The sequence below is a fragment of the Bartonella sp. DGB2 genome (genome assembly GCF_046843095.1).
GTDB lineage: Bacteria > Pseudomonadota > Alphaproteobacteria > Rhizobiales > Rhizobiaceae > Bartonella.
Genome location: NZ_CP177325.1, coordinates 947,033 through 969,938, shown reverse-complemented (window position 1 = coordinate 969,938; position 22,906 = coordinate 947,033). Strand labels below are relative to the sequence as shown.

At 42.8% G+C, this 22,906-nt stretch carries 13 protein-coding genes; 12 read left to right on the top strand and 1 reads right to left on the bottom strand.

What is annotated here, in order from left to right; genetic code table 11:
- The first annotated feature begins 334 nt into the window (after positions 1-334).
- From ACK28X_RS05450 to ACK28X_RS05405, 10 genes are all read left to right on the top strand, one after another.
- The gene (locus ACK28X_RS05450) at positions 335-1,000 is read left to right on the top strand and encodes an invasion associated locus B family protein (protein ID WP_412057409.1); all 666 of its coding nucleotides are present in this window, start codon (positions 335-337) and stop codon (positions 998-1,000) included.
- Positions 1,000-2,772, top strand: coding sequence for a ShlB/FhaC/HecB family hemolysin secretion/activation protein (locus ACK28X_RS05445; protein ID WP_412057408.1), 1,773 nt, complete (start codon positions 1,000-1,002; stop codon positions 2,770-2,772). The genes ACK28X_RS05450 and ACK28X_RS05445 overlap by 1 nt, the downstream gene beginning before the upstream one ends.
- A gap of 333 nt (positions 2,773-3,105) precedes the next feature.
- A complete protein-coding gene (locus ACK28X_RS05440; protein ID WP_412057407.1) occupies positions 3,106-11,016 on the top strand; it encodes a hemagglutinin repeat-containing protein in 7,911 nt (2,636 codons plus the stop codon).
- Positions 11,017-11,026: 10 nt separating this feature from the next.
- The gene (locus tag ACK28X_RS05435) at positions 11,027-11,449 is read left to right on the top strand and encodes a hypothetical protein (RefSeq protein WP_412057406.1); all 423 of its coding nucleotides are present in this window, start codon (positions 11,027-11,029) and stop codon (positions 11,447-11,449) included.
- A gap of 41 nt (positions 11,450-11,490) precedes the next feature.
- The gene (locus ACK28X_RS05430; protein ID WP_412057405.1) at positions 11,491-11,913 is read left to right on the top strand and encodes a hypothetical protein; all 423 of its coding nucleotides are present in this window, start codon (positions 11,491-11,493) and stop codon (positions 11,911-11,913) included.
- A 292-nt stretch (positions 11,914-12,205) separates the two neighbouring features.
- Complete coding sequence (locus ACK28X_RS05425; RefSeq protein WP_412057404.1) at positions 12,206-12,643, top strand: hypothetical protein; 438 nt, start codon at positions 12,206-12,208, stop codon at positions 12,641-12,643.
- 171 nt (positions 12,644-12,814) lie between these two features.
- Positions 12,815-14,062 (top strand): ATP-grasp domain-containing protein, encoded by a 1,248-nt coding sequence (locus ACK28X_RS05420; RefSeq protein WP_412057403.1) that lies wholly within the window; start codon positions 12,815-12,817, stop codon positions 14,060-14,062.
- A 20-nt stretch (positions 14,063-14,082) separates the two neighbouring features.
- Complete coding sequence (locus ACK28X_RS05415) at positions 14,083-15,336, top strand: ATP-grasp domain-containing protein (RefSeq protein ID WP_412057402.1); 1,254 nt, start codon at positions 14,083-14,085, stop codon at positions 15,334-15,336.
- 27 nt (positions 15,337-15,363) lie between these two features.
- A complete protein-coding gene (locus tag ACK28X_RS05410; protein ID WP_412057401.1) occupies positions 15,364-16,557 on the top strand; it encodes an MFS transporter in 1,194 nt (397 codons plus the stop codon).
- 245 nt (positions 16,558-16,802) lie between these two features.
- Complete coding sequence (locus ACK28X_RS05405) at positions 16,803-17,972, top strand: tyrosine-type recombinase/integrase (RefSeq protein ID WP_412057400.1); 1,170 nt, start codon at positions 16,803-16,805, stop codon at positions 17,970-17,972.
- Between the two features lie 512 nt (positions 17,973-18,484).
- Here ACK28X_RS05405 and ACK28X_RS05400 read toward each other — a convergent pair.
- Positions 18,485-19,009, bottom strand: coding sequence for an MFS transporter (locus tag ACK28X_RS05400; RefSeq protein WP_412057399.1), 525 nt, complete (start codon positions 19,007-19,009; stop codon positions 18,485-18,487).
- Between the two features lie 20 nt (positions 19,010-19,029).
- On the opposite strand from ACK28X_RS05400, the gene ACK28X_RS05395 reads away from it, so the two are divergent.
- Positions 19,030-19,341 (top strand): FAD-dependent monooxygenase, encoded by a 312-nt coding sequence (locus ACK28X_RS05395; protein WP_412057398.1) that lies wholly within the window; start codon positions 19,030-19,032, stop codon positions 19,339-19,341.
- 640 nt (positions 19,342-19,981) lie between these two features.
- Entirely contained in the window at positions 19,982-22,903 is a 2,922-nt protein-coding gene (locus ACK28X_RS05390; RefSeq protein ID WP_412057397.1) for an SNF2-related protein, read from the top strand.
- Positions 22,904-22,906 lie beyond the last annotated feature (3 nt).

The window sequence follows — 22,906 nt, the reverse complement described above, 5'->3', positions numbered from 1 at the left end:
TCTCTTTAATAAAATCAGTAATAGCCCTAGCTAAAGATTCAATGACGGATAGTAGAGCTGTACGAACACTTTTGGCGTCAGAGTCACGACCTTGGTCGCAACCGAAAAATCAACGACAACAAAGGGATACTTTATCGTCGTTAGGTTTTTCGACGTGCCCAACGAATTTGAATAAGGAATTGTAAGGGCTGCAGCCCCGCTATCCGGTTTAAAACCGAAGGCGTTTTCGAGGAATTAAAGGGGAAATTAGGGAAGATCTTAGATAAAAGATATTTAATCTATATTGCAAAATTTATTCTATTTGTGTAATTTTACCTAAAAAGGTATATAAATTATGCTTAATATGCATGCTAAAAAGTACAAAAAAGTGCAAAATGCAACAAAATCAACTATATTCTATTGTATATTATTTTTTATTTTTTTCCTTATACTAGGATTCATTAAAATTAGCTTAGCCTTCGCTCAAGAAAACCAAAAAATTCTTTCACAACGCTATCAAGACTGGCTATGGGTATGTTTAGGCACCGCAAATGGCGCGTCCAAAAGCAATTGTGAAATCGCTCAATCCGTTCAAATAAAAGAAGGGAAACAAAAAGTTGAAATCCTAAACCTTGCTTTATCAGAGTCTACCGCCCCAACGACACACCAAGCAAAAGACACTTGGCGTCTCATCGTCCTTACCCCTCTTGATGTTCATCTTCCTTCCCAATTTGGCTTAGTAATCGGCAAAAATCAGCCTATCATGGCTTCCTATCGCAACTGCAACCACCTAGGCTGTTTCGTTGTTATCCCCATTGATAAAAAAAATATAAATAACTTACGGCGCGCATTTGATGGCACCGCGGTCTTCCGTCTTCTCAATAACCAAGTAGTCAAAATACGTTTTTCTTTGCGCGGATTTAGCCGCGCCTTTGATAAACTACAATCTGATTCCCTACCTACACAACCTATAAGCGATGAAAAAATTTACCGTTTCCACCCTAAATCGGAGGGGCATTAATGCAGCAATTTTTCCCTTCTTTATGGCGTCCTTTAAGATTATTAACCACTAGCTTATTCATCTTTATCGCTCCCGTGAATACATGGGCGCAAAATGCTGATCATGCCGTTACTGATCAATTCGAAAATATACAGCGCCAAGAAGCACAACAAGAGCGCTTTGAACACTTAAAAACCATAGAACACTTTAGCGTTCCCCCCCTGTTTAAAAAAGAATCAGCCTCTCCCCCAACTGAAATAAATAATCAAAATTGTTTGCCCATTAAAACCATCATCATAAAGGGGGCAAAACTCTTATCAGATAGCGTACTTCAACAAACCATCGCTCCGTGGTCTGGGCGCTGCCTTGATATTGCTGCTATTAATCAAGCACTCAAAGCGGTAACATTGCTCTATGTTAATCATGGATATATCGCGGCGCGCGCCTATCTAGCTGAACAAAACTTAAGCGGCGGGCGCCTTACTATCACTATTGTCGAAGGGCACTTAGAAGATATCACCATAAATGGCACTCAAGGAGCAAAAAGCGAAATCATCGCTGCGTTCCCTCGCCTCATTAATAAGCCTATTAATCTACGAGACATAGAACAAGGCCTTGATCAAATTAATCGCCTTGACTCGCGTCAAGCCACCATTAGCTTCAGCGCGGGTCGCACTCTGGGCAGCTCCATCCTTGATCTCCAGCTTAATAAAACAAAGCCTTGGTTTGTTACACTCTCTAGCGATAACCTTGGCGGGAAAGTCACAGGAGTTTATCAACCACGCTTGAATATAACTTTTGATAATCTCTTAGGATCAAACGACCAATGGTCTCTTAGCTATCAGCGATCTATGGATCATGTACTATTCTATATCTCGCCCAGTTCGCCCAATAGCAATACTATAACTGGATCCTTCTCAATTCCGTATGGCTATTGGACGGCAGGCGCGGATGGAACGTGGAGCCAATACCGCTCATCAATTAAAGGGCAACTTTCTTTGATTGATACTTCGGGCAAGTCTTTCTCTATTGTCCCATGGATCTCACGCGTTATCCATCGCGACCAAGTAGGAAAAACATGGCTTACAAGCCGCCTAACTTGGAAATATACCGATAATTTTATTATGGGTAGCCGAGTTGATGTTTCCAGCCGCACTCTAACTATTGCTACCTTTGCCCTTAATCATTCTCGCCTATGGGCTGGAGGCAAATTAAGCTTCGAAGGCGGCATCCATAAAGGCCTTGCCATTCTTAACGCCTACAATGATTCTGCCCAAACCGCCGCAGATACCAATACTCCCAAGGGACAATTTTCGAAATTTACTGCTTCACTCAGCTATGCACGATCCTTTGCGTCAAAAATCTTACATTTACGCTATAATAGTTTACTCTCAGGTCAATGGTCGCCCGATACTTTATTTGGTTCTGAACAAATATCGCTTGGTGGTTATGGTTCCGTACGCGGGGTGAAAGAAGCGCTATATTACAGCAATAGCGGCCTATTTTGGCGTAATGAAATGGCGCTCTTATTACCAACCCACTCAGCCCGAGAACCTAGAAAATTTTTTGGGAAACTTGAACCCTATACCGCTCTTGACCTAGGGATAGCTACCGACAATTCAGCCAAAAACAACGCTGGCGGATCCTTGGCTGGGATGACCTTTGGCTTACGCACAGCCGATGGAGCTATCAATGCCGATGTATCCTATTCCCATATTATAGCCCAATCTAAATCCGTAGAAGCAAGAAATCCCTATGGCGTATTTCAAATACGCACATCCTTAAGCTTTTAGGAGAGGGCAACCACTTTAAAAGTAACCGCAATCCTTGCACAGATTCAAATTTTAACTCAGCAATAAAAAGATGCTTAAAGGGCATACGTATGAAAATAGACCTATACAAACTATCACACCAGCAAAATAACGACCCATGCACAATAATTTTACAGAAAAGTCTTAAGCATATCTATAAACGCTTAAGCAGCTCATGCTGCTTCACCACGACCGCTCCAAAAGTTCTTCCTCTTTTTTTAAGTATCTGTTTGGCCTTTGAACCCATTTTACTACAAATCCAGCCAAGCGCCGCTCAAATGGTTCCCTCTCAAAGAATAAAAAACACATCCACAAGTGGATACAGCAAGCAATGGCGTGCCTCTAATCAACATATCCCGCCCCAATAAGCAGGGGCTTTCGCATAACCAATATGAACACTTCAATATTGATAAACGCGGTGCGATTTTTAATAATTCCACTCGCGAACTTTCTCAATCCCAATTAGGTGGCTTGGTGCCTGGTAATGAGAATTTACGCATGACAGGCCCCGCAAAAATCATCCTAAACGAAGTAGTGAGCGCTAATCGATCGCGTTTAGAGGGCATAAGCGAAGTTCACGGTCGTGCGGCGGATCTAATTATCGCTAACCCCAATGGAATTACCTGCGATGGTTGTGGCTTTATCAATACGCCACGCGTTACCTTATCAACTGGTCAGCCCCTTATAAGTAAAAATGGTACTCTATATGGCCTTCAGGTAAAGAGCGGCGATATCACCATCGAAAAAAACGGGGGCGATGGGCATAATTTAGACATTTTCGACCTTGTCTCACGTAAAATCAAGATCGCAGGCCCCATCCAGAGCAAAGGAGCATTAGCACTCATCACAGGACACGCAAATTTTAATTATCGCAAAAGAGAAACAAAAAACCTTTCCTCTGATGGCCAAGAACCGGAATTAGCCATTGATTCAAGCTTAATGGGCGGCATGTATGCTGGGCAAATTCGCGTTATCGCTAACGATAAAGGCGCGGGCGTCAATATGGCTGGGCCAATGGTCGCCAATGCCAAAGACATGGTCTTAACGAGCGATGGCACGCTAAGCATTGGCAAAGCGCGAGCCAAGGGGGCGGTACAAGCATCCTCTTACCACGGAAATACACGGGTTAAAGAACTTCTTTTCTCTGAAAAAGCGGTCGAATTACAAGCCTTCAGAAACGTTGAGTTAGACGATCACGCACGAGTTGCTACCAAAGGAGACGTAACTGTAGCAGGAGATAAAATCAAACTTGGACGAGATGCGCTCCTGGCTAGCGGGGTCGATGAAGCGGGCCTGCAGCACGCGAAAGGAGAGCTCCATCTACACACCAATAAACTCAAGGCTGGTATGGGGCGCATAGCCGGCGGTAACTTATTATTAATTGAAGCTGCGACCATTGATCTTGATAAAACAAATGCCAAACCCAAAGAAAAAAATGGAGAACAAGGTCAAAGTAAATTCAAAACAGGGCTTTCCTCGCTTGGCCAAATTGAAATAAAAGCCAATACTATCAAAGCTAGAAGTAACTATATAGGCGCAAAGGACGATATCCTCATCACCACAGACGATACATTATCCCTCTCTTCTGGTCTTTATGAAAGCCAAGGACTTTTGCTAGTAGAGGCTGGGCAATTAACCGCAAATGCTAGCCTAAAGGCGCAAAAAGGAATTGAGCTTCACGCCCGCAAAGGCAACATCACCCAAAAGGGTAATATAGCAACGGCAGGTTCTATTATCGTCAGCGCCCGCAATAAAATTACACAGAGAGGCGGACTTATCGGCAATAATCACATCACTCTTATCGCGGGTGGCACGATGGCCACCAATACAAATAGTCTTATTTTAGCCGGTGGGGTCAACCTACAATCACACACCCTTCACCAACTAGGCACCATAGAAGCCCGCAATGGAACTCTAACTCTTGATATCGATAAAAGCATCGATAATAGTGGCACCATACGCGGGATAGACGTCCAAGGCAGAACCCAAGCTTTATACAATACTGGAGTCTTGCTCGCGCTTAATGATCTTGTGCTGAGCGTTACGCCTAAGCAAGATAGCACAGCCCCTCAGCAACTAAAGAGTCTCATTACAAACGGCGAAACAGGTATAATCCAAAGTAGCGGCGCTTTTCTTGTAACAGCCGAGCAAATCAAAAACGCTGGCAACCTTGGCTCTAGCGGCTCTGATATTGAAGTAAAAATTATACAGGATCTTCAAAATAATGGTCTCATCTATGCCAAACAAACAGCGCATTTCTCTCTAGAAGGTACCCTCGACAATAAAGGCGGCAAGATCATCGCGGAAAGCGCTCTTACCCTGAACGGCTTAAAAAACACAAGAGCAGAGACAGTGCGTAATCATAGCGGCCTGATGAGTAGCGTCACGGGCGATATAACACTTATGGCCACATCGTTCATCAACCAAAATGATGGCGCGTATCCGGAAATAGACCAAAAAGAAGCTAGTCTTCTTTTAGCCGGCGGCACCTTACACATTGACACACATGCTTTCCATAATCAGGCGCTCATATCTGCCCGAGACTCAATCAATATAAAAGCCGACGACCTCGTGCAAGCGGGCCATCTTGAAGCACAAAACAAAGCGATAAATCTATCAAGCAATGGTAGCCTCAATAATAGCGGAACAATTGAAACCAACGGCGCTATGATACTCACAGCAAAGGCTAATCTCAACCAGACAGGCCGCCTTGTTGCTGGACAAAGCATCACTATAGCCTCAGAGAATGCTTTGTCCCTTGATCAAGCCAGCCTCGTTATTACGCATGATATAATACTTGAAGGAAAATCAATAAAACAGGAAGGGCGTATTGAAGCGCAAAACGGTGTCCTAACCCTTAAAGCTGAAGAAAACTTAGATAATAGCGGAACCGCCCTCGCGAACACTATACAAGCCAAATTAGGCGCTCTCAACAATAGCGGCACCCTTCTCGCACAAAAGCGTCTAGACCTACACCTTATCAAAAAGGCGCAAACCGCAAGCGTAATCAATGCAAAAAGTGGTATTCTAAAAAGCAATGGAGCCTTTATTTTAGCAGCGGATAACTTGTATAATAGCGGCTCGTTGGGCTCTAGTGACTCTGATATTGAAATCAAACTCAATCAAGATCTAAACAACACTGGCCTGATCTACGGCGCCCATACCGTAACAGTGCAGCTTGATGGTACCCTTACTAATACAAAAGGCGATATCATCGCTGAAGAAAACCTCACCATTAGCGGTTTAAACGGTGCACAAGCGCTTGCACTTAATAATATTTCTGGATTTTTGGAAGCAAAAGAGGGGGATATGACCCTAAATGCCATTAGTCTTAATAACTGGCGCGAAGGGGATATAAAGATTAGCACTCACCCCGTAGACCACTACTCGAAAACATCAAAAAACGTCTATCGAGAATTAGGAGTCGCGTGGAGCAAAACAACAACAACCAGTATAACTACCACTACCACAACCATCACCCGTGAACAAGCTACCCTTGAGGGCGATGCCGCGCAAATTTTAACAGGTCGCAACTTAGAAGCCAATGCTAATGAAATTAATAATCACTATAGTTTGATCGCAGCCAATGGCAATATAAACATCATAGCCAATAAGCTTCATAATCAGGGGCGTGACTTAATAAAAACAATCATCACCGACTCCATTTCTTATCACCATCTCGAGCCTTGCACCTTTCTTAATCCAGGCTGTGCCTTTGGGGGGATAACCGACTGGACAACACATACGCCCTCTACAACAAAACACCTCGCCTATGACGCAATCTACGGCACGATTGAGGCAGGGGGCACCCTTACAGCGCAAGCGACAGGCTATATCAAAAACCACGCAGTACGCGGAGGGGCAGACAAAATTGACCTTTCCTCTGACACAAAGCAACTTGATAAAGCCTCGGCCAGCGACTTATCCATTGCTGGTTTTGACACCGCAAAGCCCCTGATCTCCGCTGATCAATTGCAAAACATGATCAACGCTCTCGCAAACCACCATGCTCTATTTGAACCCACATCTTCGTCGGACTCTCTCCCATCCCTTGCGCTAGATAACCAAGAAACACTTGCAAATATAGAGACAAAAATAACACGCACCGCCACTCCACAAGCGCCTTTCTTATTAGAAACGCGCTCAGACTTCATTAACCTTAATAAGTTCTTAGGATCCGACTACTTCCTTAAAAAAATTGGCAACTATAATCCCGAATCTCCATTTAAAAGATTGGGAGATGCCTATTTTGAACAGCGCTTTATAAGCAACCAAATTTTTAAGCTAACGGGCAACCATAGCCTTGCGAATTTTGGGATTGATACGAACACCCAAATCCAAATACTTTATGATAACGCCGTAGAACAACAAAAAGCGCTTAACCTAAAAATTGGGGCACCTCTATCACCTCAACAAATCAAGAAGCTGCGCAAAAACATTATCTGGCTTGAAACCCACCTTATTAACGGGCAAAAGGTTCTGGTACCACGCGTATATCTAGTACAATCATCGCCCAAAAATTCTAACTTATTGGCTAGCGCACGACTCACAGGAAAAGATATTAACCTCACTACAGATCGCTTTACCAATAATAGTGTGATATTAAGCAAAGATACACTCTCTATTGATGCGCACAATGAGTTTCTCAATACGCAGGGCATTATAGAAACAAAAGGAGATTTGCTTCTCTCAACCAAGGGCCTTCTTGTCAACCGCTCTGGTATGATCCATGGTGATCGTGTCTACCTCCAAGCGAACGAGATTATCAACGAAACAATCAAACAACGCCTCACAAGCTTCAAAGATTTTGTATATCAAAGCATAGATCAAAGCGGCTCTAGCGCTCAACTCGTTGCAGACCACGACCTAACCCTTAACACTTCAGGCAACCTTAGCGTTGAAGGTGGGCAATTGGTAAGCGGTGGCGCCATGACGCTAAACACCGGGGGATCTGCCTATTTCACCGCCTTAGCGCTAAATAGCCAATATGAAAACGCCCAAAGCCGCCATCATCAGCGCACAGAGCTAATCAGCGGGGGCGACCTAACCCTCAAAACAGGGGGCGCCCTTACCTTCCAAGGTGCACGCCTCCAAACAGAAGGCGACGCCTTTATACAGGCTGGTACTGATCTTACTTTGGACGCAATCCACGATACGATAAGCACTACAAAACAGGAAGACCACAACAGTCTCCTCTCACACAGTTCTTCTTCTACCAATCAATTTGATGAAACAGCCCATGGTACCCAATTAACGGCGAAGGGGACTGTAAGCATCAATGCTAAACAACAGGCTAGTATCAAAGGATCCAACATAAGTGCTGAAAAAGATATAACCATCGCAGCCGATAGCGTGACCATTTCTGCCGCACAAGAGCGCCACCAAACAACTATCCACTCAAGCAAATCTGGTCTCTTTGTGGGGCGGGACAAAGACTTTATCTCACTTTGGGGGCAAGAACACGAAGATACAGACGAAAGCACTATTTTAAGCCGCGGTTCAGACCTCAACACCCGAGGGAATATCCACATTATCGCACAAAATGGTGATATCACCCTTCAGGGTAGCAATCTTATCGCGGAAAAAACTATTGCTCTTAACGCCAAACGCAATATCAACATTACAACAAGTCAAGAGACTAAAACCAATGAACACCACACCAACCAGTCTGGCTTTGGGTTAGATTTCTCTCACTCTAATTATAGCGTTACCGTGGGCATCGGCACTAAATCAACCGATATGGACACAAAAACCATCCAAAATAATAACAGTCAATCACAGCTTATTGCTGGAAAAGATATCAATTTAGATGCGAGCCAAAATGCCTATTTACAAGCGCCTCAAATAAATGCCCAAGGAAGTGTTATAGTAGAAGCCCTCAATGAGGTGACGCTTGCTACAGTATCTAATCAAACCCTTATGACAGAACAATCTACCCAATCATTTACGGGCTTACGTACTACGCTTAGCAATAGTGCCCTGCAAAACATCGACAAAGCAAGCAAAGCCACAAAACGCTTAGATTTCAGCCGCGCAGGCGAATATAAATCTAACATCGGTAATTTAGTAGATGGAGCAATGGAGGGCTATGATCTCTACAATACCTATCAACAAGCTAAAGATGTTTATAATGCCTATAAAACAGGGCAAGACCCATTGGCAAACCTAAGAGATTCGCATGGCAAGCTTCCGTCCAAAGATTATACCGAACCCTCTTGGAAAGATACCTTTAGCGTCAATACTCAACTAGGCTTTGATCAAGCCGACTATAAGCAGTCTGTGCAAGAAATAAATCCACTGGTCGCGGATCTTGCTGCCCATGGCGACCTTAACATTCATGCTCACAAGGGCCAACTTCAAGCCACGGGTGCCGACCTTGCCGCCACCAATATTAACTTACAAGCAGGGCAAGACATCCACTTAGCCAACGCCACTCATAAAAGAAAAGGAACCCAAAACGCCACCCATACAAGCGCTTCCCTTGGTCTTGAAACCTCGATCGCAGGCCAGAGTGCCAAAATCCAATTGATTAACGAAAAAGAAGAGACAACCACAAAAACCATTGAACACAAAAATGCTCAAATCAATGCTACCAACACCTTAACCATCAGAAGTAACGGAGATACCACGCTTGAGGGTGCACGCGTGTCTGGCAGTACTTTAAACGCAGAGGTCGGCAAAAACCTCAACCTTATTAGCCAAACAAATGCCCTCCAAACAACCATTGATAGTAATACAGACACATTTGCCGCGAGCGTTTTTCTAACGGGTGGTGAGGGCGCCCAAGCCAATATGGTTCGCGACCAAAACCAAGCAATAGCTTCGAGCAAAAATGTAGATGAACAAACAAGCCTGCAAGCAGGCGCAGGCGGTTTTAATATCCAAGTTGGCCAAAACACCCATTTAAAAGGTGCAACAATCACTAGCAAAGCATCCAAAACACACAACCACCTCACCACTGGCACATTGAGCTATGAAAACATTGATAACAAAGCCAGTGCCCAATCCACCCGCACCACCAGGCAGCTTAATCTAGGCGGCGAAGTAGGTCAAGCCAGCCTAACAACCCGCTTAGGCTACGGGGCGGCCAAGGATGCACTCGCCAACAGCTTAGGCAAAAGCCAAGCTGAAGAAAGCACGCAAGGCCACAGCAAAAGCGCTATAACGGAAACCACACTCACCATCACTAATGAAACTTTACAAAAAGAAAGGTTTAACCAAACCACAACACAAACCTTAGCTGATCTCAACACCAATTCAAAAAATAGCCTTGAGCAAGCCACACCAGTAGATATAAAAAGCCTACAGGAAAAAACCAAAAATAACCACGATCTCACCAGCGACTTACTCAATAGAGGCTTCAGCTATAGCGATGAAGCCTACCATACTATGTTTGTTAAAGATCACCCCATCGCTGTGCTGGAAGTAGATGAAAATGGCAAGCAAATTTATCAAAAAGATGCTGATGGCAACCCTTTACTAAATGAGCGAGGTGAAGGCGTCCCAGCCTTCCGTTGGCTAAGTGAGGATGAGCGCGCCCACCTAAAGCCCGGTAGCGATGATAAGGTACACATCTTCGCTAATGGCATCTTCACTGACCCACGCGGTGCTGCAAGCCTGACCAAGAATACGATGGAGCAAACTGGTACGGGAGCCGATCAACCGCGCTATTTCATATGGTTCCCCAACACCAGCCAGCCAATAAGTGAGGTGATGGTGGCGGGCTATCAAAAATTCTTAGAAGGCAAACTACCCTTAACAAATTCTGGCAAAACCTTAACAGATCTCACCTACAAATTTGGCTTTAACCAAGGTGGGGCGCCCGCTACCGGCATTGATATTACTGCCCATAGCCGCGGTGGGATGACCACAGGTAATATGGTAGAAACCACCCGCCATGCCCCGCCCCCAGGCACACCCAACATCGCAGTAAACCTCTTTGGCTCCGCCTATAACGCCCAAAAAGTCCAAAATAATCTCAACCTTATTAACCAAACCCGCGGCGGCTCTGTTCACACCAGCCAAGCTACCCATAGGGATGATTTTGTTGGCCGCTATATCGGAAGCAACCCACCCACCTATAATAAGCAGGCCAGCAATAGTTCCACCCTCAAAGAATGGGGGAAAATAGTCACACAACCCGTAAACGCCCATATGTGTTATGGCTCAAAAGGACGGATATGTCAGAAAATTTATGGCACCTCCCACTCATTTACCGTCCAGTAAAGGAACACTCATGTTTTATAAATCTCTCACTCTAGGCCTCCTCTCCATAAGCCTCAGCGCGTGCTACGGCGCCCTTCCCCCCCCTGATTACAAAACTTGGATAAAGCCTGGAGCAGACTCATTGCAAGTCAAAAAATCTATGCTTGAATGCGGCTTTCCTGAAATTTGGGGTTTATCCGAGCCCTTCTCCAAAATGACACCCAATGATACAGTCATGGCAGATCGTTGTATGGAACAAGCGGGCTATAAATCAAAATATGCACCCGTTGGTTTCCATGCCTTTTGCCTGCGTACAGGTGATGATCCCTACCTCCCCGCCTGCGCGCCTGATGCTGTCATCCGCAAGCCCAGCGTTAAAAAACGCCTCAACAGCGCCTATTGCCGCGTTGAATATAAACGCTTCTATAGTCATAAGCCGCCTGAGTGCTTCTAACCATAGCCACCTAAACCATACCGTCCAGTAAAGGAACAATCATGTTTTATAAATCTCTCACTCTAGGCCTCCTCTCCATAAGCCTCAGCGCGTGCTTCCTCCCCGCTGATGCTCCATACGACTACGCCATTTGGATAAAACCTAGGACATCCCCAGTGCAGATCAAAAAATCTATGCTTGAATGCGGCTATCTTGAACCTTGGGGTATAAACGAGCCATCCGCTAAAATGAAAATCAATGATGAAGTCATGGCAAGGCGTTGTATGGAGCAAGCGGGCTATACACAAATATCTACACCCATTGTTTTTAGTGACGTTTGCCTCCGAAATGACAAGCCCCATCCCCCAGCTTGTGCGCCTGATGCTATCATTCCCAAACCCAGCGTCGAAAAACGCCTCAAAAGCACCTATTGCCGCACTCAATATCGACGCTTCTATAGTCAGAAGCCGCCTGAATGCCTCTAACCCCTTACTTTTGCATCAGCTCATGAACAGCTATGCCCGACAGGGCATGGCCGTGTCATATTTTACGCAAAAATAACTAACACATAGCTTTACATCTTACGAAAAAAGCCGATTTGATTTTGTAACAAGGACGACAATATAAACGCTCTATCAACAGGATATCCATAGTAACATAAAATATAATTATCTATTCATAATTCACAACAAAATACTGCTATGCATTGTTTTTAATTTTTATTGCTATCCAGAAAATTACTGTATATATATTGTAATTTTATTATGAAAGCACAATATGTTTAAATGGGTATATAAGGAACAAGTTCCTACAAAAGCAACATGCGAACAAATATGGAGCATGTGGCAAGATGTAGCATCTTGGCCCTGTTGGGATCACGAACTGGAATGGGTTAAGCTAAACGGCAATTTCGCTGCGGGCACAACCGGACGAATGAAACCAATTAAAGGGCCCGAAATTAATTTTACAATTAGCGAGGCAACGCCTCTTCGTTCCTTCTCTGATGTCGCCCGCCTACCATTAACAACGTTGGTTTTTAACCATGAATATTTTAGCCCTCCCGAAACGGAGATGACAGCATATATACAACACTCTGTGACTATGACTGGATGGCTTGCCCTAGTTTTTGGCTTTCTAATTGGAAGGCAAATAAAAAAGAGCCTAAAAAACTCTATGGTAACATTAAGCAAACAAGCAGAAACTTTAAACCGCTAACTAAAGGATAATAGCCTTACAAGTGATTACAATTGCACCCTTTATAAATTCTATTCCTAACATCCCATTAATCTTCAATTTTGTCATTCATTTATAACCTTCCACAAATGAATTAAGTCGTATATAAAAATTTATAATAAAATCGTAATATCTGGCTCATGGACATTAATAATGCGCAAGCCTGCTATTGTTTATACAAGTTTAAGGCGCTCAAACGCCGAACGTTTTGAAGCCTTAATCGCAGCACAAAGGGCAGGATTATCGGTTGTTTTAATGGGAGAAGCGATCCCCGAAATGGCCAAGCCTTACGCAGCTGAATGCCATATTTGCGATATCAGTGATCAAATCGCCAGCATGGAATACATACGTAACATTGCTGTGCGCTATGATATTTTTGGTGCAATAAGTTGGACTGATCTTGGCCTTGAATGTGCGGCGCATATCAATGAGAATCTGTCGCTTCCAGGCCTCTCCGTTAAACTTCTACAAACATTAAAAAACAAATATACAACACGCCAAACCTTAGCGCATATCGAAGGTATATGCCCAAAATTTGCACTCGTTTCTAATTTAACTGAGCTCAAAGCTGCCATGCGGACTATAGCCTATCCCGCAATTGTCAAGCCTGTGGGCGGTAACGGCTCAAAAGGAATTTTTACACTCCATAATGCATCGCAGCTTGAAAATGCCATGACTGAACTACATCGGCTAATAAATAATGGTTCCGATGCGATTTTCAAAAAACACGGCGATGCGTTCATTGTTGAAGAATTCATCTTTGGCGATGAGGTAAGCCTAGAAGTCATGATTCACAATCATCATATAGACCTTATAGGTGTGACCGATAAAAAAACCGCCGATCCTTTTCATTTTGAGTTGCAGCATATTTTTCCTGCCCAGCTTAGCAAAAATGCTTATGCCGACATAACAGAAAAAATCGTCAAAATTATCACTACATTAGGCTGCAATGACTGCACCTTACATATTGAAGGCAAAGTAAATAATGATAAATTTACTTTAATTGAAATCAATGCGCGCCCTGGTGGTGATTATATCACAACCCACTTAATACCACGGAGCACAGGTGCCGACCATATGGCGAATATTATTAAGGTCGCGACTGGAAGCGCTCCAGACATTTCGGCAAAAAAAACACATTTGTATACGGGAGTAAAGTTTTTACTTGCACAGAAACAAGGCTGTTTTCAAGGCCTTTCTGGTTATAATGATGGGGTTTTTGAGATTGGTGGCTTAGATCAAATTATGTTCGAACTACCGCTTGGCGCACAAATTTCACTACCACCAAAAAGCTTCACGAGTCAACGTGTTGCTGCCGTGCTTGCGCATGGATCAACACATCAAAATGTAGGCGAAACGCTCTTGGCCGCAGAGCGCACTTTAAGTATTAAAATTATATAAAAACCATAATGTGGTTGCGGATGGAGGAAAAAATGGGTGGCCAAACGGTTTTATTAGTTGGAGCCTCTATAAACCAAATACAGCGCTTTATCGAACAAATGAAAAAGCGTAATTTATGTATTATTATTTTAGAGACCTCAGCATTTATTGACCAACATTTGCGTACTTTAGCCGCTATTGATCAATTTATCGAAGTTTCTGACAAGGATATTTCAACCATCCAAGCTTGGCTGGAAACCAAACCTTTGTTACCAAAGATTGATTATATCCTTACTTTCTCCGAATTCACAGTAGAGGCAACAGCTGCTATTGCTGAATATCTATCTATCCCCTGGAATAGCCCCCACGCCATACACACAATCAGAGACAAACTTCTCTTGCGCAATAAACTACGGGATGCGGGCATTGTACAGCCCAATATTGCCGCTTGTTCATGCATAGCTGATGTGAAAAATTTTATCACAAATGCGCCTAACAATGGGCCCTGGATTATAAAACCACGCATTGGCACAGGAAGCGAAGGCGTGTCTATTATAGAAAAGCCAGAAGATATTCCCAAAGCCATAGAGCGGTTAACGCAAAAAAACACGCAATCCTTCTTGATTGAAGAATTTATTCATGGAAAAGAATATAGCGTTGAAGGTGTTTTTATTGCAAAAGAAGCACAATTTTTTGCCGTCACTGAAAAAATGCTTATGGACAATGGCCTATTCCTTGAATGCGGTCATCTCATGCCCGCCCCCATCGAGAAGGAATTAGGTCTAAAAATTTATGCTGCTGTGCGCCAAGCGCTAAAAGCAGTGGGGCTAGAGTATGGGCTTTTCCATGTGGAGCTTTGGGTTGAGGATGAACAAATTACTCTAGGAGAAATCCACGCCCGCCCTGGCGGTATGTATATAAATTGGTTAAGCGAACTTGTCACAAATATTGAAACTTATGGTATCCTTATTGATGACCAAAGCAATGTTCTATCGCTAGCCCCCTCCCTATGGCCAAGCAATTCTTATCATTTCTTCAAAGCAGCAGGCATTACTTATTTCCAAGTAGAGCCTGGCACCGTAAGTCATGTTGGCGCACCCGCACTTATTGAGCAAAATCCAAATTGTATCAAACTACATTACCCGCTAAAGCTTGGCGACCGTATCCCACCAACACTCTCCTGGAAAGATTTAGAAGCCCTTGGCTATGTCATTGTCACTGGTAAAGATACAGAAGGAGTACGCATCTTATCCCAAAAAATTCAGCAAGAGTTGCGCATTGTAACAAAAGCGTAAAAGAAACCTGCCGAAAGGTTTAAAAACATGGCTTTTATTATTATAGAATATACATTATTTGCCTTCACCTACTTGGCAAATAGTGCAACTATCTCTGTCTATTTGGCCAACTTTATGCGATTTGATACGGCAGCTATAGGCTCTATTCTCCTATTATCGGCCATTGCTTCTCGCGCTTCGCGGATTTTAGCGGCCCCGATTCTAAATTTAATTCCATCGCGCCACATCATGCCACTTATGTGTCTTTTATCAGCCATAGGTTATCTTTTACTAGCTCAAGTTTCTAATATCCCGCTTATATGCTTAAGCTTATTTATGATAGGTTTTGGATATGCAAGTAATGGGATGTATGTCAAAGCTTTGGTTGCCGAATATAAGTCGGAAAAAAATAATTCTCTTTTATTGCGCTACTCCGGCTTGAATGTAGTTTTTAATGTTGCCTCCGCCATCGCACCGCTGTTTAGCACCTCTATTTTTTCTCATGCGGGTCCAAAATATTTTTTCTTAATATCCGGCGCTATTCTATTCACATGCAGCATCCTCAACTATTTTCTGCATCCAAAAAACATACACCTCACCCCGCAGATCGGCCTATGGTCGTCTATTAAGGCTCATATTTTTGATAAAAAGCTCAATATCTTATTTTTATATACCACATTTACATGGCTTCTTTATGCACAATTAAATTCAGCCATCCCTTTATATGTTGCCAATGTACTGAACCAATTTAATTTAGTTGGCTATTTATTTTTTATAAATGCTTCAATTGTTATCCTCCTATCATATCCGTTGGCTCTATTACTAGCACGCTACGATTTTTCGCCAACAAATTTACTATTGATTGGATTTTTCTGTTATTTATTTGGATTTATCATCATTACAATTGGCGAAACATTTTTATATGTCACGTTAGCCATCATTCTTTGGACTTTTGCTGAAATCATCATGATGCCAGCGCTCTCTGTTTTTCTTGCTCAAATTACAAAACCAGAATCTTTAATCAACCTTATTGGTATAAATTCCATAGCATTGGGTATTGGCGAAGGTCTTGGAGGTCTTATTGGGGCTATGGCTGTATTAAATTATGCCGAGCATCATGCGGGAGCAATGTCTTTTATACCAATGATTATTCTATCTTTGATTTTTATTTTATTTTCACTTTTCATCCGGTTTCGAGGACAAAAAAGCCGCCCTAATAGGATCAGGGCGGTTATAAAATAATTGGTTGCGGGGGCAGGATTTGAACCTGCGGCCTTCAGGTTATGAGTGGTAAGCTGGTCTTTTCTCTACAGCTTATTTGTTTTCGCTGTATTTCTTTAACTGCCTGATATTGCTTGATAAATTCGATTTATCATGGCCATAGTTATCCTACGGGATACGCTAAATTATTCTGCTTCTTGCTTCCGTAGTGCTTCCGCGGCGCTTCCACAGACGCAGCCCAACATAACAACAATAAGGGGATGAAAATGCCAAAACTAACCAAGAAAATGATTGACGTCGCCGAGATAAAATCTAAAGACTATTTGATCTTCGATACTGAACTCCCCTGTTTTGGTGTACGTATCTTTCCATCTGGAAGAAAATCCTACATCATTCAATATCGCGCCGAGCGTGGCAAGGTGCGGCGTAAAAGCTTAGGCATGCATGGTATCATTGCGCTGGAAGAAGCGCGCAAAAAAGCTTTTAAACTTTTAGCAGAAGTTCAATCGGGCGGTGATCCTATTGGCGAGCAACAAGCAAAACAAAATGCGTTGACTGTCGATGACCTTGCAGAGCGCTTTATAGAAGAGCATGTGAATGTGCATTTAAAATCACGCACAAGAGAAGGCTACATCCGTAATCTTAACAAATTCATTTTGCCCATGATAGGCAAATTAAAAATTACAGATGTTACAAGAGCGGATATTGCAGCCTTCCATCATTCACGACGCAAAACACCTTATGAAGCCAATCGTTGCTTAGAGATCATCTCGAAAATGTTCAACTTGGCAGAAATGTGGGATCTGCGGCCTGATGGCACTAATCCCCGTCGACATATTAAAAAATATCCAGAAATAAAACGCGAGCGTTATCTAACGCCCGTTGAGACAAAAAGGCTAGGCCTTGTCTTACGCGAAATGGAGGCTGAAGGCGTTGAATCACAATCGGCACTCAATTGCATTCGACTTCTTCTGATGACGGGTTGTCGCTTGGGTGAAATCCAAACCTTGCAATGGAGCTTCATTGATTGGGAGGGCGCCGTGATACGCCTGCCTGATTCCAAAACCGGTGCAAGAGTCATTTACGCCGGGGAACATGTTATGGATTTACTGCGCACCATCCAAGAGCATCCCCAAACACCACGCGACAATCCTTATGTAATTTATGGCACTATTAAAGACGCATATTTGAGCGATATGCAAAAGCCCTGGCGGCGCATTCGCAAGCGAGCCAAAATTGAAGATGTGCGCATTCATGATTTGCGGCACAGCTTTGCCTCTTATGCGGCAAGCAGAGGCTTAAGCCTTACCATGATTGGCAAATTGCTTGGACATACACAGGTGCAAACAACAGCGCGCTATGCTCACCTTATGTCTGATCCAATCAAGCAAGCCGCATGCCAGGTCTCAGGCTTGATCATCGCTGGATTGGAATGATTATAACACTGGCTAATGTTAGCGCCGTACAAAAATTACAAAAGCCATGATATGTATCCAACAACTTCGGCCCTCCCCTTTTCTGCGTCGCCCAGATGAGCCACGGAACAGACAAGAAAAACTAACCAGAGGAAAATAGAGGAGATCAGGCTCTATTTATAAGTGACGTATAAAAATGCCTGCAAATATTGGGATCTCACCGCAAAAAGGATTTGGGCTAAAGTGTTTAGACAATGCCTATGGCAGTGTGTGTCCCCAAAAAGCAGCAAATTTGATATCGTTTTTTTAATTAGCTTACAACGAACCTATTGAAAACAATGGAAACAAAACTTATGTTGTAACAAATGGCGATAGCCAAGTATCTTATGGCGAACTGGCCATACTAGCCACTCTAAAAGTACGGCACCGCTAAAGATATGAGTGCACATTATGGTAGAAATACTATACGTATCAAAATGCGACCTAACACCTACACCTATTAATTGGCTGCCTTATAGCTTAAAATATAGTCTTCAGCCTTTTTCCGTTAAAAAATAAACGCCAGTTATACAAACAATGATAAAACCTAAAAGACATGTTCCACCCCAACCGGCTAGGCTATAAACAAGCCCGCCTGAAGCGGATCCAATGGCGCCTCCGATAAAAAAGACCACCATATAAAGCCCATTCAAGCGCCCCCTCATTTCTGCACCTAAACTGTAAATAATTTTTTGCCCGATAATAAGGTTTGTCGTTACGCCAAAATCCAAACTAATAGCTGCAATAACCAGAAAGCCCGCCCCCCAAAGAGAGCCGCCCAGCACAAAAGGCGCAAAAGCAAAATAAGATAAAATAAAACATAGAGCAACAAGAAATAAGGCCAATAAAGTGGCAAACCTCAAAACACCCCTATCCGCAAGACGCCCCGCTATTGGTGCAGCAAAAACGCCAGCGGCACCGGCCAAAGCAAATAAGGCAATTTGCCCTTGTGAAAAATGGAAGAGATCACTCATTAAAAATACAGGAACGGTTGTCCAAATCAATAATACCTTATACAAAAGAAGTCACATTATGGCCGTTGCATGAACGAATTGCGCATGATACTTGGCATAAAGGACGGGTTGTGCTTTTAGGAGACGCCTGTCATCCTATGCGTCCACACATGATGTCAGGCGCTTCCATGGCAATTGAAGATGCAGTCATATTGACACGATGTTTGGAGAAAACAGGGATACATGACTTTCCTAAGGCATTCACAAGATACAAAGAGCTACGTTTTGATAGAATTTCAAAAGTGCAAAGGATTTCGAGTATCAATACATGGTTGCAAAAGGAAACCGATGATCCAGCTTGGCTATTCGAATATGATCCATATCAAATAGAAATCTAGAAATAATGCAGATTTTGCAGTATGTCAGTAACCGATGATGTGAGGTACATCTTTTTATCGTAAAAGAGACACAGCATCTTATAGATTCATTTAAGCTTCTTTAGCTATCAAAAATAACAGCTCCTATCTTTAACTTTCCAGCAAATGGCAGTCGTGTATCATAATCAATAAACGCAAACAGCACAAACACAGTTAAACTTAAAAACTAGCAGGCTTAGCGTGTTTCCAGCTATCGGCATCCTTATAGGTGAAAGCGCCAAGTTCTGCAAAATGCTCACGCGCGCAGTGGATTTTCGTATTTTCACTTTCTCAGCATTGCCATTCATGTATAGAGCTCTTAACCTGAACCACGAGATAAAGCTTACCAGCACTATATTCAGTTATACAAAACTTATTTTAACTCAGACGGCATTTGCGAATACAAGCAGAAGATATGTTCATTGGCTAAGGCTTATTACACAAAATACGCACATTAAAACAGAAGATAACTAGCAGAACAAAAAGCTGAATCGTCTTAACATTTTTGCATAAATAGCCTATGACTAGCATGGAGGAGCGAGGCGGAAGATTCGCTTTGAGTGCCAGCTATATGTCAATAAATAAAGAGAGCAACGCCAAATAAATCAATGATGGGAGAAAAATGGAGCAAGAGAAGCACGAGCCAGCCAAGAGAAAAAGCTACACCAAGCATCAGGCAACTTACTTAGCTCATGCTCTAACACTCAAAGGCTCAGCAGAGGATAACATCTCAAAATCGCTCGCCTCAGCACGTGTGGATATGAACCCGCATCAGGTGGAAGCCGCTTTGTTCGCGCTCCGATCACCTTTATCGCATGGCGTGTTATTGGCAGATGAAGTTGGTTTGGGTAAAACCATTGAGGCAAGCCTTATCATTGCGCAAAAATGGGCGGAAAGACAACGTAAAATCCTCCTTATCGTTCCAGCTATGCTTAGAAGCCAATGGTCGCAAGAGCTTTTGGAAAAATTTAATCTTCCCTCTTATGTGCTAGAAAACGCCTCTTATAAGGCTGATAAAAAAGAAGGCATTGCTAATCCATTTAATCAAGATGAGCGCATAATCATTTGCTCTTATGAATTTGCTTCAAGTAAAGCGGGGGATCTTAAAAATGTCCAGTGGGATTTGGTTGTTTTTGATGAGGCGCATAAATTGCGCAATATCTGGAAGGATGATGGTGCAAAAATAGCTAAAACTCTGCAAGAAGCTTTAGAGGGCCGCAAGAAAATCTTGCTATCGGCAACGCCCTTGCAAAATTCACTCCTTGAGCTCTATGGCTTGATTTCAGTTATAGACCCACATTTCTTTGGCAGCGTTGATGTCTTTAAAATGAACTATGTCGGAGCTCACCTCACTGCGCAAAACCTTGAAGAGCTACAATATCGCCTTTCTAAAATCTGCCACAGAACTTTAAGGCGCCAAGTACAGCTCGATGGTGATATTAATTTTACCAAGCGGCACTCTCTCGTCCAGGAGTTTTATCCCTTTGACGCTGAAAAAGAGCTTTACGATAAATTATCGGCCTTTTTGCAGCGAGAGGATTTATTTGCCATACGTCCCAAAAGTGCGCATTTAACAACCCTTGTTATTCGCAAAATCCTTGCCTCCTCATCCTTCGCCATTAGTGGCACGCTTGAGAAAATAATCAAAAGACTTGAAACCAGAGCGCAGATAGATGCCGAGAGTCTTGACGATTATGACAATGTCGTAGAACTTTTTGAGCCCTCTTTAAGCGCTAACGTTCAAAACAGTCAAAATGGCGAAAACTATGGGGACGAAACTTCAAATATTATAGAGCTTTTTCCGAATTCCAGCGATGAGATTACGCTGTTGACGCCCAATCTCGAGCCCTTAGAGGCAGAAATTGAAGAGCTCAAAGGATTTCGTATCATCGCAGGCAATATTGAAAAAAACGCTAAAGGTGAAGCGCTTATAATAGCCTTGAATAAAGCTTTTGAGCAAGTAGAAAAGCTCGGCGGGCAACGCAAAGCCGTTATTTTCACCGAATCTTGCCGCACACAAAAATATCTAAAAACACTTTTAAAACAAAATGGATATAAAGACCAAATTGTTTTACTCAATGGCACAAATAAAGAGCCTGAAACGGTCAAAATTTATCAGGATTGGTGCCAAAAGCACGCTGGAGGTAGTAAAATATCGGGTTCAAAAACCGCTGATATGAAAGCTGCAATTGTAGAGGCGTTTAAAGATCAAGCCACTATTCTGATTTCAACAGAATCTGGCAGTGAGGGTGTTAATCTGCAATTTTGCTCATTGCTTATTAATTATGACCTGACGTGGAACCCTCAACGGGTTGAGCAGAGGATTGGTCGTGTCCATCGCTACGGGCAAAAATGCGATGTGGTGGTTGTGAATTTTCTAAACAAAGCCAATAAAGCGGATGAGCTTGTATTTGATCTGCTTGATAAAAAATTTAAACTCTTTGAAGGTGTTTTTGGCGCCAGCGATGAGATTTTAGGCGCAGTCGAGTCAGATATCTCTATAGAAAGTCGCATTCTAACGATTTACCAAAAATGCCGCCATACAGATGAAATTGAAGCAGAATTTGAGAAACTGCAACATGAGCTCGACGCCCTTTTAACGCAAAAAGCGCAAGATACACGTAAAAAATTGCTTGAGCATTTTGATGAAGAAGTGGTTGCGCGCTTAAAATCGCGTAAAGAGCAAATTAAAGGTGCTTTAGACGAGCGCGGTCGCAAAATCAGAACTTTTTGTCAAATCATGCTGCCACAAGCAGAGCATTTTGCCGATAAATTGATTCATAATGGCCAACATTATTATTATCATTGGAAACAAGCTGCACAGGAAGATGCTCAGTTTTTAAAGCTCGAGCATGAGCCGATAGTATCGCTCATTGAGCAAGCGCGTGAAGACAAGCCATTTGCCGCTGAGCTTACCTTCCACTATGAGCGCTATGGTATGAATTTGGCCGATTTAGAACCACTACGCGGGAAGTCTGGTTGGCTGAAATTTTCAAAATTAAAATTTGACTCTCTCGATAATGCAGAGAAATTAGTATTTAGCACGATTACAGATGATGGCTCGAACCTTGATCAACAACAATGCGAGCGGCTTATGCTCATTCCTGCAACATGCAACGGTAATGTTCATATTGAGCCTTTCCTGATAGAGCAAATTACTCAAATAAAACAAGAGCTTACCCAATCATGCTTTGAAGAGGCGCAGCGCCTCAATGATCGATATTTTAATGAAGAGCACGAAAAATTGGAACGCTGGGCAGAAGATTCCAAAGAAGCTATCAACTTAAAAATCAAGCAGCTTGAAAAAGAGATTAAAGAAGAAAAAAAACAAGCAAGGGCTTTGAGAATGTTAGAAGAAAAAGTCACTGCGCAACGTCAGATTAAAAAACTTGAAAAAGATCTCGACAAAATGACACTGGAGTTTTTTGAAACGCGCAAACAGGTCGATGAAAAAGTAGAAGAATTACTTGACGAGATTGAAGTTAAACTTAAGCTATCCTATAGTGTAGAGGAAGTTTTTACAATTCGCTGGAATTTAATTTAAGGA

Coding starts and splice junctions, on each gene's coding strand:
- ACK28X_RS05450 (WP_412057409.1), top strand. CDS start 335: ATGCTTAATATGCATGCTAAAAAGTACAAAAAAGTGCAAAATGCAACA.
- ACK28X_RS05390 (WP_412057397.1), top strand. CDS start 19,982: ATGGAGCAAGAGAAGCACGAGCCAGCCAAGAGAAAAAGCTACACCAAG.
- ACK28X_RS05405 (WP_412057400.1), top strand. CDS start 16,803: ATGCCAAAACTAACCAAGAAAATGATTGACGTCGCCGAGATAAAATCT.
- ACK28X_RS05430 (WP_412057405.1), top strand. CDS start 11,491: ATGTTTTATAAATCTCTCACTCTAGGCCTCCTCTCCATAAGCCTCAGC.
- ACK28X_RS05415 (WP_412057402.1), top strand. CDS start 14,083: ATGGAGGAAAAAATGGGTGGCCAAACGGTTTTATTAGTTGGAGCCTCT.
- ACK28X_RS05435 (WP_412057406.1), top strand. CDS start 11,027: ATGTTTTATAAATCTCTCACTCTAGGCCTCCTCTCCATAAGCCTCAGC.
- ACK28X_RS05420 (WP_412057403.1), top strand. CDS start 12,815: ATGCGCAAGCCTGCTATTGTTTATACAAGTTTAAGGCGCTCAAACGCC.
- ACK28X_RS05425 (WP_412057404.1), top strand. CDS start 12,206: ATGTTTAAATGGGTATATAAGGAACAAGTTCCTACAAAAGCAACATGC.
- ACK28X_RS05445 (WP_412057408.1), top strand. CDS start 1,000: ATGCAGCAATTTTTCCCTTCTTTATGGCGTCCTTTAAGATTATTAACC.
- ACK28X_RS05410 (WP_412057401.1), top strand. CDS start 15,364: ATGGCTTTTATTATTATAGAATATACATTATTTGCCTTCACCTACTTG.